The sequence below is a fragment of the Acinetobacter sp. WCHAc060025 genome (genome assembly GCF_004209355.1).
In the GTDB taxonomy this organism is placed as follows: Bacteria; Pseudomonadota; Gammaproteobacteria; order Pseudomonadales; family Moraxellaceae; genus Acinetobacter; species Acinetobacter wuhouensis.
In genome coordinates this window covers 188,662-205,294 of the sequence record NZ_SGSX01000003.1, presented here as the reverse complement: position 1 = coordinate 205,294, position 16,633 = coordinate 188,662, and the positions used below count along the sequence as shown (strand labels likewise).

The following is a 16,633-nucleotide window of genomic DNA, read 5'->3' as shown; positions in this document are numbered from 1 at the left end:
GCGTATAAATCCGACATCTGTAAGAATGAAACAATAAGGACATTGATGTGATACAGAACTTATACGTATCACAAATTTGAAAGAATAATGTAGGTTATATTTCTTGCAGATTAAAAGAATAAAGCAGGGATGGAGGAAGGATATGAATTCCATTATCCAAATGGACACCGAAACGAACCAAACTTTAACAAGCTTTGGTTTTTTTGACATCTATCATAAAAACAGCTTTAAAGAACAGCCTCGAGAGACATGGATTGATGGCTGGAAAGTTGAATATATGGCAATCGCAGATCCTCGAACGATTCACAATACGCCTATTGTGATTGTCGGTGGGGCATTCCAAAATTTTAATTCCTATAAGTATTGTGTTGAGCAATTCTTTGAAAGTGGTCCAGTCATTCTTATTGATTTGCCTTCTATGGGGGCAAATCAACAAATTACCAATGTGGATACGGGGTTGTCTGCAGGTACATTGGCATTACCTGATCTGTCACGTATGTTAGGTCAATGGCTTGATATTGTGAACATTCAAAAAGTTGCTGTAGTCGGTATTTCCTTAGGTTCTGTAATTGCCTCATTCTTTGTAGATCAACGTCCAGAATTGGTAGAACGCATGATTCTGATGGGCGTGATGCAGGAAACCCGAAAAAGTTGGCGCATGCTACTTGAAGAATCTTTGATGTTGATGAAAGAACAACGCATGGATGAGTTTGGGCAAGCCGTCATTCTATATTTGGTCAATCATGCCAAAATGGATAAAACTCGTATGTCGCCAACAGCGAAAAGATTGTTCTTTAAGCAAATGGCAGAGTTTTCCAATACTGAGCAAGAGCGTTATGAAATTAACTGTAATCGCTTGCTGCGTCTAAGTCATGTGCCTGCACCACAAGTCAATACATTGGTGGCATGTGGTCAGTATGATAGTTTTACTTTGCCTCATGAAAATGCAAAATTTGCGATGCAATGCCCAGATATGCAGTTTGCGATGATTGCCAATGCAGATCATGTCCCACAATTGCAACGTCGTAAAGAAACCATGCATCTATTCACAACTTATCTACAAGGTAAATCGATTCAAGGTTTAGATGGCATTATTAACTTTACACGTGAAGAAATGCAAAATATTGAACGTCGTGGAGAGCAACGTATTCAGGTGCTAGAGCCACATCGTCAATTGACACATCGACATTCGAATAAAGTGATCCCTGTAGACATTGTCGATGTGAATTATTTTGGCTTACTCATGAAGCTTAATACGCAAAATGACTTGGATTTTGTGAATGAACATACGCGTGATTTGGCATTGAATTTAAGTGATGATGAAGGTGAATTTGCGATTGAATGTTTGATTTTCGAAACTTCAGAGCAGGGTATTCGTGCCTTATTCAAACATGGTAGTTTTGAAAATGCAGATCGTTTATTGCGTTTTATTGCTCGTCAAAGTCAAGGTCAAGAAACGTGTGAAGTGGAAGAGGAAGCTCTGGCTTAAGTGATGGTTGACTAAAGATTGTGGATGTAAAAAACCAGTCGAATGACTGGTTTTTTTATTGTGTATTGAGATTGGTTATAGACTCGCATCAATCATCCAGACCAAATCACCTAAATGTTCTTCAGGATCTAATCCCACTTTGTCTTTTTTGAAATAAAGGCTGGGTTGAATCACTTGAACTTTAGAAAAGCCTGCCTGTTGCATAAAATTGCGTACTTCTTCAGGAGTAACAAAGTGAAAGCTAAAGGCACTTCGTGACATGACTTTTAACAGCTTACTACTGCTCCAAATGACTTTGGCAAGTTTATTTTTCACTGGCTCAGGATAAAGATCAGTGAGGTAATGTAGTGATTGGAAGTCTTTGCCATAATATGCAATGGATTGAATGAGTTGTTGTAAAAGCTCTTTGGTAAAATAATTAATTAAGCCTTCACTGATCACCACCAATGGACGACTTGGATCGAAAACCTCAAACGCTTTTTGGAAGTCTTCAGTAAATAGATCGACTGAGAGTACTTCAGGGCTATTAGCATCAATTTGTTTGAGCGCTGTTTGTTTAGTATTTGCCATATCGGGCAAATCCAGTTCACGATAGTCAATCATTGGATAATGTTGTCTAAACCACCAGCCACGTGGTGAAAGCCCAGCTGCTATTTCTAGCACTTGTAAGTTAGGATGTTGCTCAATCAATTGGCGGAGATGATCGTCAAGCATGGTATGGCGTTCTTTGAGTGTAGTCCGCATGCTACCACCGACATATTTTTCGCCCCAGCTTTCGATGGGGTGCGCAATCATTGCCAAAGTTTTACCTTTGGAGGTTGCGAGTAGTGGGTGTGAAATCCCCATTTGATACCAGATATAGCCTGTGTAGTGAGCTGTAAATGAAATATGGCGATGCTTCGATAGCGCTTGAGTCATGGTTATCCTTAACTTTTCTTTTTTTAATTTAAAATTTACTTTACAGAGATTAAACGATAATCAAAAAGGAATATGAAAATTTAATTTATTCAATAATACCTTAAATCCTCCCCAACCCTCCTTTTTAAAAGGAGGGAGCTTTATCTTTTTAAAGTGAATTCTTAAAATCTTCAATGACTTTTTTGACAGCCTGCCATTCATTTCCAAGATCGAGAGTTTCGCCAATGTTAATTTGTGGAATTTTCCCACGCATGCGCTCTAAACGCTCTTGATTCGGCATAGGTAAATTTTCGATACCACTTAGTGCTGTGCATGCTGATTCACGATTATTGCATACCAAGCCCATATCACAACCAGCATCTAGAGCTGCACGAATACGAGCATCTGCACCACCTGCGACACAGGCTGCTTGCATGCTTAAATCATCAGAGAATAACACGCCATCAAACTTCAATTCTTGACGTAAGACTTTTTGAATCCAATACGGTGAAAAACCTGCTGGATTTGGATCGACTTTTTCATAGATCACATGCGCAGGCATCAGTGCATCTAACTGCGATTGTAGTTTGATAAAGCTTTGCATGTCATTATCGTAAATATCTTGATATTCACGAGTATCAACCGCTGCTGCAACATGCGAATCTGCTTTTACAGAACCATGACCAGGAAAATGTTTGCCTGTAGTCGCCATGCCCGCACGTTGCATACCTTTCATAAATGCACTTGCAAGTGGCACGATATCTTGTACATTCTTTGCAAAAGCACGATCACCAATCACATCACTAATATCATTGAGATCTAAAACGGGTGCAAAACTAAAATCAATACCGACAGCGAGGACTTCGATTGCCATGAGCCAACCGCATTGTTCAACCAGTTCTAGTGCTTTTTCAGGTTGGGTTAAGTAAAGTTCACCAAACTTACCCATAGCAGGAAGTAGTGTGAACCCATTTTTTAAGCGTTGTACGCGACCACCTTCTTGATCCACAGCGATCAGAATATCAGGTCGAATACGACGCATATGATCGGTTAAGGCACGGACTTGTGCAGGAGATTCTATATTTCTTGAAAATAAAATCATGCCACCGACTTGCGGAGCTTGTAATAGTTCAATATCTTCTTGAGTAAGTTCTGTGCCTGCAATATCAAGCATCAATGCGCCGATCATAGGAATCCACGGTTGTATTTATATAAACTTGGAAACAATACCCGATTTCTGCAATGATTTGCTACATTTACACCGTACAGATTATGATAAAACTACACAACATAAACAGATAAAGTTGTTTAAGATCTTGAAACTGTTGAGTTCAGATTGAAAAACGCTATAGAAATTGGGAAACCTCTAGGAAGTATTAAGAATTTATGAAACTTCAAAATCTCGTTTGCGCCATAGCACTTGTCACTGGTGGTTTATTTTTCACGCATACAATTAATCAAGCAGTGGCTGAAACCAATGCGACTAAAGTGTCTCAATCTATTCAGCCCTCACAAGAACAAGCCTTGGTGACTCGCCAGCTGGCTGCGCTTATTGACCGTCAACATTATTTGAATATGCGTTTGGATGCGAATACATCAAGTCGCATTCTAGATATGTATATCGACAGTCTTGATCCAGAGCACACCTTATTTTTAGCTTCAGAAGTTGAGCAGTATAAAAAAGAATATGGTGCCACTTTAGGTGCAAAATTAAAAGCAGGTGATTTAACGGGGCCATTTGCGATTCATGCACATTATCGTGCGCGATTAAAAGAATTTTATGAATTTGAATTGGCTGAACTGAAAAAAACACAAAATTTAAAGCAGTCTAATGAGTTTATTGATACTGATCGTGAAAAAGCAGCATTTTTTGGTAGTAAAGCAGAATTAGAAAATTACTGGCGCAAAATGTTAGTTTCTCAGTTGATCAATCTAACGATTTCTAAAGAAGAAGATCAAGCTAAACAGAAAGCACTCAAAGATGATCCAACTTTGGCGAATGGGCAAGATCTGACTTCATCTGAGGATTTGACCCCTGCTCAGACATTGACCAAGCGTTATACTCGTCAATTGGCACGTATCGGACGTACCAAAAGTGATGATGTGTTAGAGCGTATTCTTAATGCAATGACACTCACTTATGATCCGCATAGCAATTATTTCCCTCCTGTCGATGCGATGGAGTTAAATCGTCAAACAACCTTGCAACTTGAAGGGATTGGTGTGTCGATTCGTCCTGAACGTGGAAATGAGGATTACACCAAAATTGAAACCATTGTGGACGGTGGTCCTGCAAGTAAAACAGGACAAGTCAAGTCAGGTGACCGAATCATAGGTGTTGCACAAGATGGCGAAGCAATGGTGGATGTCATTGGTTGGCCGAGTTCTGAAATTGTCGGTTTAATTCGTGGTAAGCGTGGCACCAAAGTTTCTGTGAAACTTCTTGGCGCAGGCGCAGCGATGAATCAAGCGCGTGTGGTGACGATTACTCGTGACATTATCCAAGAAGAAGACGCAGGCGTGCGTTCACGTACAGTTGAAGTGACACGTGATGGGAAAAAGCATAAGTTTGGTGTTGTAGAAATTCCATCATTCTATTTGAACTATCGTGCGCGTCGTGCAGGAACAGAATATCGTTCAGTGGCGGAAGATACCAATAATGCTTTGAAATCATTAGCAGCGCAAAATGTTGAAGGAATCATTGTCGATTTACGCAATAACCCAGGTGGTTCTTTAGAAGAAGTTGCCAAAATGATTGGTCAGGTTGTCAAAGAAGGTCCAGTGGTTCAAATCCGTGATGGCAATGGTAATGTCAGTGTATTTGAAGATACCGATGGTGGTGCACAAACTTATGCAGGTCCAATGGCAGTCTTAGTGAACCTGGCATCTGCTTCAGCAAGCGAAATCTATTCTGCTGCATTACAAGATTATGATCGTGCTGTCATTCTTGGAAGTACAACCACAGGTAAGGGAACTGCACAAGTTCAATTGGATAGTTTGGCTTATGGTCAAGCAACTTTGACGCAACGTAAATTTTATCGAATTACGGGTGGAAGTACTCAAAATAAAGGCGTTATTCCAGATATTAAGTTAGTTGATATTTACGACGAAGAGTTTGGTGAACGTAAAGCCAAGAATGCATTGAAATGGGATACTATTCCAACCGCACCATTCAAGCGTGAAGGTTCGATTCAACCTTATGTGGCTCAACTCAGTGAAAAGTCGAAAATCCGTATCAGTACTGACCCTCAGTTTCAATATTTGAGTACGCGCAAGACCATTGCGCAAGAAGCTAAAGATCAAAAGCAAATTTCTTTAGATATTGAAAAGCGTAAAGCGGACTTACTCGCACTTGAAGCAAAAACCTTGGCTGCTGAAAATAAGCGCCGTTCTGAAACAGGTTTAAAACCTTATTCGAATTGGGAAAGCTACCAAGCAAGCTTGGATGCATTAGCAGAATCTCGAGCAAAAATGAAGGTGAATCAGCGTCCTGCATTACCTGAGGAGGAAACATTTGTGAGCGAAGCTGCCAATGTTTTGTTAGATTTAGCACATATCAATAAAAAATAACTAAACACTATTTTTAATTGAATTTAAAAAGTATATCTCGGATATACTTTTTTTTTATTCTGTTTAAAAAATAACTTGACCTTCAATAGGATAGTGATATTTTAAGGAGGACTAACGTTCTTTAAAAAATGTGAATCTTATCGCAGTTATGCGTTGTAAATATTGGAGTTTCCTAATAACAATAACAGGTTCATTACTGGAAGAAAATTTTTATGAGTTATATGAGTTATGATAGTAGTCTCGTAATTGGGTCTGCATGCGTTGCAGTATTCATTTGTTACGTGGCTATTTCATTGGAGCAACTCATATTTGTACCACGTACGCCTCGTGGGCGGAAAATAATATTATGCCTCAGTGGAATGGTTTTTGGATTTGCAATTTGGGCGATGCATTTCGTTGGGATGCTGGCTTGTCACTTGCCTGAAGGTTACTTTTTTGATCCAACCTTAACCGTTATTTCTTATGTAATCGCTGCATTTGCTTCCACCTTTGCAATTTGGTTAACGACTCGAGATACGTTGCCGATCACGCGCCTAGTCTTAGGTGCATTGTTGATGGGATTTGGGATCTCAGGCATGCACTATGTGGGTATGTTAGGGTTAAATCTACCAAACCAGCAGATTCATTATAATTTAATTATTGTTTTCTTCTCAGTTATGATCGCGATTAGTGGATCTGGTCTTTCTTTTTGGTTAGCTTTTAAATACAAGAATACCTTTAACCATAAAATGCTCTATAAATCTGCGGTGTCTATCATGATCGCATTGAGTATCGTGGGTATGCACTATACTGGTATGAGTGCTGCGACGATTTCTTCAATAGACGCAGGGCACTTCTCTGAGCATATTCATGAAGGACAGGGTATTTTATTATTTACGATCCTTTTTGTGGCAAGTCTGGTGTTGGTTTCAGCTTTTTGTGTCGCCATTTTAGAACGACGATTAGAAGAGCGTAGTTTGCAACTCATTCAGGCAAATAAAGAACTTGAATATTTAGTCCTTCAAGACAATTTAACTAAACTTCCAAATCGTCTCTTTTTGGTTCAATACACAGATTCTTTATTTCTAGAACTTAAAGAATCTCCTCATAAAATTGCATTTTTATATATTGATTTAGATCGCTTTAAGTCTGTGAACGATGCTTTTGGTCATCATATTGGTGATGAGCTTTTAGTGAAATTAGCACAACGTTTATACCCTCTTTTGGAAGAGGGGCAGAAGTTGATTCGAATTGGTGGTGATGAGTTTCTGATGATTTTAGAAAATGCTAATCGTCCTCAAGTTGAACAATTGGCAGAGCTTTTTTTGAATAAAATTCAAGACAGTTTTCAAATCTCAGGTAAAGAAATTAATATTTCAGCCAGTATTGGCATTGTATTTTTTCCAGATCATGGACAAAATTTACAAGATCTCCTGATCAATGCTGATTCCGCAATGATGCAATCGAAAGAACAGGGGCGTAATACCTATAGTATTTATAACAACTCTTTAGATCAGCAACACCAAAGCCGAAGTCAATCTAAGTTGATTAATGACTTGTATAAAGCTGTTGAAGAACAACAATTTATTCTATTTTATCAACCTAAATTTACCTCTGAATATAAAATTTGTGGTGTTGAAGCATTAATTCGATGGAAGCATCCGACTTTAGGTTTACTCGCACCCAATATGTTCATTGATGGTGCTGAACAAACAGGGTTGATTATTCGGATGGGTTATTGGGCTTTAGAGCAGGCTTGTCAGCAAATTCAAGCATGGGAAGAAAAACAATTTCAATTCTGTCCAGTTGCTGTAAATCTTTCAGCGGTACAATTTGAACATAAGCATTTGATTGATACTTTAGAAAAATTGATTCAAAAATATAAGATCAAACGTGGTCATTTGATCATTGAAATTACTGAATCTACAGCCATGCATCATATTGACAGTAGTATTCGAACATTTGAAAAATTAAGAAATTTAGGAATTAGGTTGGCAATTGATGACTTCGGTACAGGGCATTCGAGTTTCTTATATTTAAAAGATTTGCCTGTAGATGAGCTGAAGATTGATCGTGAATTCATTCGTAATTTATGTGAAGGTTCGAAAGAAGAAATTATTTTAGAAAGTATTATTCATCTCGCGATTCGTCTAGGTCTTGTTGTAACTGCTGAAGGTGTTGAAACTGAACAACAAGCGGAAATTCTTAAGCGTTTAGGGTGTCAGCAACTGCAAGGCTATTTATTGGGAATGCCGTTGCCTGTAGAGCGATTTGAAGCAAATTATAATATTGAACATACGATTTCTTAACTCCACTTTAGATTTCTAGCCATGTAAAAGCACGTTCATAAAAGCACTGGCATAAAAACTACTATCAAGATTAGCTCGTAGCAGGATGGAATTCTGCTACAATATCGCCAATTTTATATTTGGGTCATTTTTGACCCTTGAACTGCATATTCGCAGTAGGTATTTGCATGAGCTTTCAAAATGAATTAGCGGCACAGGTCGCTCAACGCCGCACCTTCGCGATTATTTCGCATCCCGATGCGGGTAAGACCACCATGACAGAAAAATTACTGTTATGGGGACAAGCGATTCAGGTTGCTGGGATGGTTAAAAGCCGTAAAGCCGATCGTGCTGCGACTTCTGACTGGATGGAAATGGAAAAAGAGCGTGGGATTTCGATCACCACATCCGTCATGCAATTTCCATTCAAAGACAAAATGATTAACTTGCTCGATACTCCAGGGCATGAAGATTTCTCGGAAGATACTTACCGTACTTTAACCGCAGTTGACTCCGCTTTGATGGTGATTGATGGTGCGAAAGGTGTCGAAGACCGTACCATCAAACTCATGGAAGTGTGTCGTATGCGTGACACACCGATCATTTCATTCGTCAACAAAATGGACCGCGAAATTCGTGAGCCATTAGAACTGCTTGATGAAATTGAAAATGTATTAAAAATTAAATGTGTACCGCTGACTTGGCCTTTAGGTACAGGTCGTGATTTTGCGGGCGTATACAATTTAATTGAAGAAAAATTCTACGTGTACAAAGCTGGCTTTGGTTCAACCATTACCGATATTGAAATTCGTGACGGTTATAAGTATGAAGATCTTCGTGAAAAAGTCGGTGAATTGGCGTGGGCTGCCTTTGAAGAATCATTAGAATTGGTACAAATGGCAAATGAGCCTTTGGATCGTGATGAATTCTTAGCAGGTCGTCAAACCCCTGTATTGTTTGGTACGGCTTTGGGTAACTTTGGTGTAGACCATGTGTTAGATGCATTCAGTAACTATGCACCACCACCTAAAGCACACCCAACTGAAGTGCGTACAGTTGAAGCGACTGAAGAGGGTTTCACAGGTTTTGTCTTTAAAATTCAAGCCAATATGGATCCGAAACACCGTGACCGTATTGCTTTTATGCGTATTTGCTCAGGTAAATATGAAAAAGGCTTGAAAATGAAGCATGTACGTATTGATAAAGATGTACGCATTAGTGATGCTTTGACATTCTTAGCAGGCGACCGTCAGCACCTTGAAGAAGCATGGCCTGGCGACATCATTGGTTTGCATAACCACGGTACTATTCAAATTGGTGATACATTCACATCAGGTGAAAAATTACAATTTACAGGAATTCCGCACTTTGCCCCTGAAATGTTCCGCCGTGTACGCTTAAAAGATCCTTTGAAATCTAAACAACTGCAAAAAGGTTTGAAAGAGCTTTCGGAAGAGGGTGCAACTCAGGTCTTTATGCCACAAATCAACAATGATTTGATTGTTGGTGCTGTGGGGGTGCTTCAGTTTGAAGTGGTTGCTTATCGTCTTAAAGAAGAATACAAAGTGGATTGTATTTATGAACCTGTAAACATTAACACTGTGCGCTGGGTTTCTTGTGATGATGAGAAAAAATTCAACGAATTTAAGAAAAAAGCCCATGATCAATTGTCTGTCGATGGTGGTGGTCATTTAACTTATCTTGCACCGAGTCGTGTGAATTTACAGCTCATGCAAGAACGCTATCCAGATATTCAATTCCGTGCGACACGTGAACACTAAGTGATTGCAATTTTATTGGCATAACTTATTTAAAAATGTAAAAACAGCTTCCTCGCGAAGCTGTTTTTGTATCAGAATATGATTTTTGGAATCAAAGGGATTGAGGCAGTGCAGTTTTCAAAAAAAGTAATGACCGTACTTTGTGTAAGCAGTTTGGCTTTGGTTGCCTGTGATTCAAAAAAAGAGCAGGGTAAAAATGATCAAGGTGTTTTACAGTCAGAAAAAGAAAATGCCGATATTCTGCCTTATTTAAATATTCAAGAAGCCCAAGCAGACTATGCTTTACCATTCTGTGAAAAGAAAAACTGTATTGAAATTGATATTCAAACCATCAAAACACAGGATACGTGGTTAAACCAATGGATTGCCAATAATCAATCGCATGTGATTCAAGCACAGATTGACTCTAAGCAAAATATGACCTTGCAACAAGCGATCAATGCATTCGTGAAAAAATCAGATGCTTGGCAAGAGGAATTTCCAAAAAATAAAGCTTTTGAGTTACATATGCAAACGCGAATGGCTTCTCAGCGTAACCAGTATGTATTGCTTCAAGTGTCTATTAATACATTACTAGCTGATGTCACTATAAAAGAGCGACAGTACTTTTTTGTGGCTGATCGAAAGCTCAAGAAAGGTTTAATTATTTTAGATGTGATTTCACCGAATCAACAAAACCAGCTCAATACTTGGGTACAAGAAAAGTATGCTGAATGGTTGGCGAAACAAGATACAGATGTGAAAAAACATGCGCCTAAAAAACTCTATTGGGGACAAGCAGATTGGTTTTTTGATGGTGAAGGTGTGGGATTACATTATCGTGCCAATGAAATTGTAGAAGATGCAACTCAGTTGGATATTTATCTCAGCAAAGAACAAACACAGAAAATTTTAAAACCAGAAGTCTTTCAAAAAATGTTCTAAAAATGGCAGAAATGTGTTTGATATAGTTTGATTTTATGTAGCAAAAAAATGCCAATTAGATACAAATATTGATTGAGCATTTTAATAGAGAAGCATAGTCTAGTCTTATATGGCAACTCAGAAACAAAGTGGATAGGTCGGTTAAATGTTGAATCAAAAAAGCACAATGGCACTTTCTATATTGGTGATCACTTTAGGGTTAACGGCTTGTCATAAACCTGATTCAAAGAAAGCAGATCCATCTATAGATCAAACAGCTGCATCACAAGTTCCTGATACATCATTACAGTTACAAGGCGATACTGAAAAGTTAAAACTAGATATGCCTGAATGTGATGGGAAAAGCTGTCCAGAATTTTCAGTGGAGCGTCTAAAAACCAATCAAGCTTTTGTCGATGAAATCATTGATCAAGCCATTCTTAAAAATTTAGATCAAATATTAGATATTGCTCAGTTGAGTAAAAAAAAGAAAGTACCTGATCAGCAATCATCAACAGCGCAAACAGCAGCCAGTGAAATTCAAGAAAATAGTAATAAAACCCCTGCACAGCAATTACAAGAAAAAGTACAACCTTATGCCAATTCTTTTTTAGAGTTAGATAAAGAATTGAAAACACTCGGGGCAAGTAGCCAGATTAATGTGATGGTCAGCCCTAAAATATTAAATGCTGAAAAGCCTTTAGCCACAGTAGTTCTCAATACCAGTAGCTATTTAGGCGGTGCACATGGTTCGTCTGTGCAACGTTATTATAACTTTGATTTAGTGACCAAAAAACAAGTTACATTGACACAAATTATTGAAAATAATCAAAAAGCTAAATTGGAACAGTTGGCGTATCAAGCATTTAAAACTTGGGTCGTTGATTCTAAACTCGCAGATAATATTGCAGAGTATGAGCAAGTGTGGAAATTTAAACTGTCTGATAATTTCTATTTAGGTAAACAGGGTCTGATTTTACAATATGGTGAATATGAAATAGGTCCTTATGTGGTTGGTTTACCGCGTTTGACGATTCCGTATGATCAGTTAAAAGGTGTCTTGAAAACTCAATATTTCCCAGCCGAAATGCAAATAGATCAACCAAGTGCATCTGCTCCAGTTGCACATAATTAAACGAAATTATAATGACCTTGTCTTTGTTTGATACGCATACTCATTTTGATGTCCCTGATTTTGATCAAGACAGGGAGTTGCTTGCGTATCAAGCCAAAGCAGTCGGTGTTGAGCATTTGGTGTTAATTGGCTTCCTCCAAGAGCGATTTCAAGATTTAATTGATACACATCATTTTCTGAATCAACTCAACAATGCACCACGAAGCCATCTTGCACCTGGTCTACATCCTTTTTATGTTGAACAACATGATCAGAGTCATATAGATGATTTAGAGCATATTTTAAAAACAGAACGATGCTGTGCAGTTGGTGAAATTGGATTAGATACTTTTTTAAAACAGCACAAACAAGCTGAGTTATTTCAAAAACAGCAAGATTTTTTTTCGGCTCAAATTGAGTTAGCACAGCAGTTTAACCTCCCCATTCTTTTACATATTCGAAAGTCACATGCCGATGTATTAGCCATGCTTAAAAAGCAACAATTTAAAAATGGTGGTATTGCACATGCCTTTAGTGGGGGGATTGAGGAAGCGAAAGCGTTTATTAAACTTGGTTTTAAAATTGGGATTACAGGACAAATTACCAACCTCAATGCAAAAAAGTTAATCGGTGTGGTAAAGGCTGTTGGGGTAGAGCATTTGGTTTTAGAAACGGATTGCCCTGATATGACACCGCTGTGTTGTCAGACTTCACATGAACATCGAACTCGTAATACCCCAGTAAATTTGCCTTATGTATTACAAGGTTTGGCAGCATGTTTACAGCTTGATGAATCACAATTGGCAGATCAACTCTGGAAAAATACACTAGATGTGTCGAATGAGTCATTATTGATAGAGTAATTTTTGTATATTCGGGCTTAAAATGACCAGATAGGAAATGAATCGTGTCAAAATCTTATTTTTTATTGAAAAGTCACATAAATTGGCATAATTTATATCAAATCATCTATTTTATTTGATCAATATGATTTTCAATGAGCAAATCCATGTTTGTTGAATGAGAGCAAAGTTAATGAGTTCTCCAAGCCCTGCATTATTGTGGGGCTTTTTTTATGCTGTTATGAGGATTCAAGTGCTGAATATGATTTAACCCAAGCGTAAACTCTAAAAGCAATAAAATATTTTTAGCTTTTAAAGCATGGAGATCAGCTTTGTGGATTCAATTTACATTTTTAGTGTCTATTTTTGATAAAATAGTTTGGATTTTTAGAATTTAGATTTAAACCATGACTGAACTTCTCCACGATGATGAATATGACCGCCGTTTTGCAGGTGTAGCCAAAATTTATGGTGAAGAAGAATTTCAGCATTATGAAAAAAGTCATGTGATGGTGATTGGGATTGGCGGTGTGGGTTCGTGGGCGGTTGAAGCGCTGGCTCGTACAGGTATTGGCGAGTTAACTTTGGTGGATATGGATTCGATCGCAGCATCGAATATCAACCGTCAATTGCCTGCAATGACATCGACTTTGGGACAAGAAAAAATTGAAGTGATGGCGGAGCGTTGCCGTTCGATTAATCCAAGAATTAAAATCAATTTAGTTGATGATTATCTCAGTGCTGAAAATATCAAAGAAATTTTAGAGAATAAGCCTGATATTATTTTAGATTGCATTGATGATGTAAAAGCCAAATTGGCGTTAATGTTACATTGCCGTTTTAATAAAATCCCTTTGATTGTTTCTGGTGGGGCAGGTGGCAAATTAGACCCACTGAAAATCCGCGTGGCGGATTTATCCAAAACTGAACAAGATCCGATGTTGGCAAAATTGCGTACTCAGCTTCGTGGTATGGGGATTTGTAAAAAGCCGAAAGACAAGTTTGGCATTACATGTGTCTATTCGATTGATAATCCATTCTCTAGTGCTGATGTTTGTGCCAGTGCGGGCTTGCGTTGTGGTGGTTATGGTTCTGCTGTAGTGGTGACTTCAAGTTTTGCGATGGTGGCTGTTGCGGAAGTGTTGAAAAAATTAGATCATATAAAAGCGAAACTGCGAGAATAAAATGGCAACATTGATTATCAATCAGAATAAAAATCCAGAGATAAACCAAGATGAATTTGATCTGAACGAATATGGTCAAATTCACGAGATGGCTGATTGGCAAGGCGTTTTAGATATTTATCTACAATTGAAAAAGGATGTTTATCCTAAAAAAGTATTTGTTGTCTTAGATGATGTCGGGCAGGCGATGTATACATCTATGCATGCTACGCAAAATGATGATTTATATTTTGATTTAGAAGAACAATTTAAAGACGTGTCTGAAAATGACTTTAAGCAAATTGAAGCTCAACAGGGGGTGCACGAAGTAAATTATTATGTTAAACAATTGCTTAAAGATAAAAATATTATAGAAATAAAGGATTTAAAAAACTGTCTAAAATATGATACAGATGATTTTAAAGTGATCTGTCAAATGAATCATGCACCATTGGCTGTGTTAGAAAGTGAATTACGCATCAAATTAGTCGATGTTGAAACAGAAGTATTAAAGTTTGCAGTCTTACCTAATGGCTATTTTAGTTGTGATTTACAGCCATTTGAAAGTTTCGCTATTATTCAGCTGTTGGAAAAATTTGGATTCGAGTTTTTAGGTTTGGGTGCAAGTCTGCTTGGATTTGTCAAAACTGAATCCTTTAAAATAGAAAAATCGACAGCATTAATTGATGAACTTAATCAGGTTTATCACTTTGATTTGAGTACTCAAAATACATTGATACAGCATATAAAAACACAAAACTATCTTATTTTAACTTATACAGAATCACCGCAGGAATATGCAGATTTTTATGATGTGTGACAGATCATCAATTTAATTGATAATCAGAGGATCAGTCTTAATGAGGTGGATATAATACGAATGTTAGGTTTAGAAAATCGAAAGAAATTTGATTTAAAAATTATAATGCTTTTAATTTCTTTAATTTTAGCCGTGGGTTATAGCGCTTACGTTACGATTCAATATTTCAAAGCAGAATATCAAGTGAATGAGGCAAACAATATGGTATTTGATGCAAATGTTTTATTCACATGGTCTATGCAACATCATAAAAATGATGTCCAAAAATCTTGTAATTTTGAGATGATTCAGCATATTACAACTACAGAGGAGTTTCAAAATGCAAATAGATTTCTCGAGTTAGAAGTTCCACTCAGACAGCGCGGGCAGTATGTGGAGAGACTGGAGCTCACGCCATCAGTCGATTTAACGAATTGTAATATAACTGCATATTTCAAAACTGGAGGTAGAGTAATATCTGAAGTTTCAGGGAAATATATTACCCGCAGTATAAATGTACAGGATGAAACAAGTCATTGTATTACGAATATTCAAAAAAGACGTTTGGTCAAAGCGTGTATGCGTATATAGAACAATGGGTTACTTGGGATTTTTTGTAAAACCATTGTTCTGAATACATAAATTAATTTATGACTTTATTGAGAAATAAGTTGGTCTTTCAAAGCCTGTTCTTGTAAATAATCCTCAGTCCGTTTCATTGCATCTTTAATATTCACGATTGCATTTTCAACATCAGCAAAAGTTTTGGCATTGCCACCGCTTAAAGCCTGACGCCATTTGCGAGCGCCTGGAAGGTTTTGGAATAGACCTAAAATATGACGGGTAATAATTGAAAGTGGCGCACCTTCTTCCATACGTTTCGCAATGTACGGAAGCATTTGATCGATAATTTCAAAACGATCAGGTAAGTCTAAATTCCACAACTGACCTAATTCAGCCAAAAGGTATGGATTATGATAAGCCTCACGACCAATCATCACGCCATCAACATGCTTTAAATGTTCCTGCGTTTCAGCAAAGGTTTTAATGCCGCCATTGATCTCAATCAATAAATTCGGACGTTCTTGCTTTAAACGATATACATCTTCATAACGCAAAGGGGGTACATCGCGGTTTTCTTTTGGCGAAAGACCTTGGAGCAATGCAATACGAGCATGCACGATAAAATTATCACAACCTGTTTTTGCCACAGTATCAACGAAGTGCAACATTTCTTCATAGGACTGCATGTCATCAATACCGATACGATGTTTGACCGTAACAGGAATATCAACAGCATTACGCATTTCAGCAATACATTCAGCCACCAAATCAGGTTCAGCCATTAAACATGCACCAATTTTATTATTCTGTACACGATCACTTGGGCAGCCCACATTTAAATTGACTTCATCATAGCCCCAGTCTTGCGCCATCTTAGTACAGGTTGCAAGATCTTTAGGATTTGAGCCACCTAACTGTAGAACGATTGGATGTTCTTCATTGTTATAGTCTAAGTGACGATTTGCACCACCATAGATGATTGCACCTGTAGTCACCATTTCGGTATACAGAATGACATTAGGATTAAACAAACGTGCAAAGAATCGGTAATCTTTGGTTGTCCAATCCATCATCGGTGCAACACTGATTCGCGGAGATTGAGTGTTTTCAATGTTTTTGTTAATAGTCATTAAAAATCATACCTTTAATCTATATTTCGCAACCTGCGCGAATCTGTTTGAACCTATATTTAGGTGGGTTAATCGGTTTGCATTTACACCAAATTTTACACCATAATCAAAAAA

Annotated in this window: 13 protein-coding genes; 10 read left to right on the top strand and 3 right to left on the bottom strand. The window is 37.8% G+C overall.

The window, feature by feature from the left end; translation table 11 throughout:
• Window positions 1-142 precede the first annotated feature (142 nt).
• Window positions 143-1,489 carry an alpha/beta fold hydrolase gene (locus EXE09_RS03815; protein WP_130116396.1) on the top strand — a complete coding sequence of 449 codons (1,347 nt, stop codon included), beginning with the start codon at window positions 143-145 and terminating at the stop codon, window positions 1,487-1,489.
• Between the two features lie 75 nt (window positions 1,490-1,564).
• Here the strand turns inward: EXE09_RS03815 and EXE09_RS03810 are convergent, their stop codons facing one another.
• Complete coding sequence (locus EXE09_RS03810; RefSeq protein WP_068973081.1) at window positions 1,565-2,407, bottom strand: class I SAM-dependent methyltransferase; 843 nt, start codon at window positions 2,405-2,407, stop codon at window positions 1,565-1,567.
• 148 nt (window positions 2,408-2,555) lie between these two features.
• The gene (nagZ, locus tag EXE09_RS03805) at window positions 2,556-3,575 is read right to left on the bottom strand and encodes a beta-N-acetylhexosaminidase (protein WP_068973082.1); all 1,020 of its coding nucleotides are present in this window, start codon (window positions 3,573-3,575) and stop codon (window positions 2,556-2,558) included.
• Window positions 3,576-3,772: 197 nt separating this feature from the next.
• Between nagZ and EXE09_RS03800 the strand changes: the two genes are divergently transcribed.
• The 9 genes from EXE09_RS03800 to EXE09_RS03760 all read left to right on the top strand — a co-directional run bounded on the left by EXE09_RS03800 (window position 3,773) and on the right by EXE09_RS03760 (window position 15,416).
• On the top strand, window positions 3,773-5,956 hold the full coding sequence (locus EXE09_RS03800; protein WP_130116395.1) for a carboxy terminal-processing peptidase: 2,184 nt from the start codon (window positions 3,773-3,775) through the stop codon (window positions 5,954-5,956).
• 212 nt (window positions 5,957-6,168) lie between these two features.
• The gene (locus EXE09_RS03795; protein WP_130116394.1) at window positions 6,169-8,244 is read left to right on the top strand and encodes an EAL domain-containing protein; all 2,076 of its coding nucleotides are present in this window, start codon (window positions 6,169-6,171) and stop codon (window positions 8,242-8,244) included.
• Window positions 8,245-8,411: 167 nt separating this feature from the next.
• Window positions 8,412-10,004 (top strand): peptide chain release factor 3, encoded by a 1,593-nt coding sequence (locus EXE09_RS03790; protein ID WP_087552403.1) that lies wholly within the window; start codon window positions 8,412-8,414, stop codon window positions 10,002-10,004.
• 129 nt (window positions 10,005-10,133) lie between these two features.
• Window positions 10,134-10,928: a hypothetical protein gene (locus EXE09_RS03785; protein ID WP_130116430.1), complete on the top strand. Its 795-nt coding sequence runs from the start codon at window positions 10,134-10,136 to the stop codon at window positions 10,926-10,928.
• Between the two features lie 145 nt (window positions 10,929-11,073).
• The gene (locus tag EXE09_RS03780; protein WP_130116393.1) at window positions 11,074-12,042 is read left to right on the top strand and encodes an RsiV family protein; all 969 of its coding nucleotides are present in this window, start codon (window positions 11,074-11,076) and stop codon (window positions 12,040-12,042) included.
• Between the two features lie 11 nt (window positions 12,043-12,053).
• On the top strand, window positions 12,054-12,884 hold the full coding sequence (locus EXE09_RS03775; protein ID WP_130116392.1) for a TatD family hydrolase: 831 nt from the start codon (window positions 12,054-12,056) through the stop codon (window positions 12,882-12,884).
• Window positions 12,885-13,270: 386 nt separating this feature from the next.
• Complete coding sequence (locus EXE09_RS03770; protein ID WP_130116391.1) at window positions 13,271-14,047, top strand: ThiF family adenylyltransferase; 777 nt, start codon at window positions 13,271-13,273, stop codon at window positions 14,045-14,047.
• Between the two features lies 1 nt (window position 14,048).
• Complete coding sequence (locus EXE09_RS03765; protein WP_130116390.1) at window positions 14,049-14,846, top strand: hypothetical protein; 798 nt, start codon at window positions 14,049-14,051, stop codon at window positions 14,844-14,846.
• A gap of 60 nt (window positions 14,847-14,906) precedes the next feature.
• Window positions 14,907-15,416, top strand: coding sequence for a hypothetical protein (locus EXE09_RS03760; protein ID WP_130116389.1), 510 nt, complete (start codon window positions 14,907-14,909; stop codon window positions 15,414-15,416).
• A 65-nt stretch (window positions 15,417-15,481) separates the two neighbouring features.
• Here the strand turns inward: EXE09_RS03760 and dusA are convergent, their stop codons facing one another.
• Window positions 15,482-16,519: a tRNA dihydrouridine(20/20a) synthase DusA gene (gene dusA / locus EXE09_RS03755; protein WP_130116388.1), complete on the bottom strand. Its 1,038-nt coding sequence runs from the start codon at window positions 16,517-16,519 to the stop codon at window positions 15,482-15,484.
• Between the last annotated feature and the right edge of the window lie 114 nt (window positions 16,520-16,633).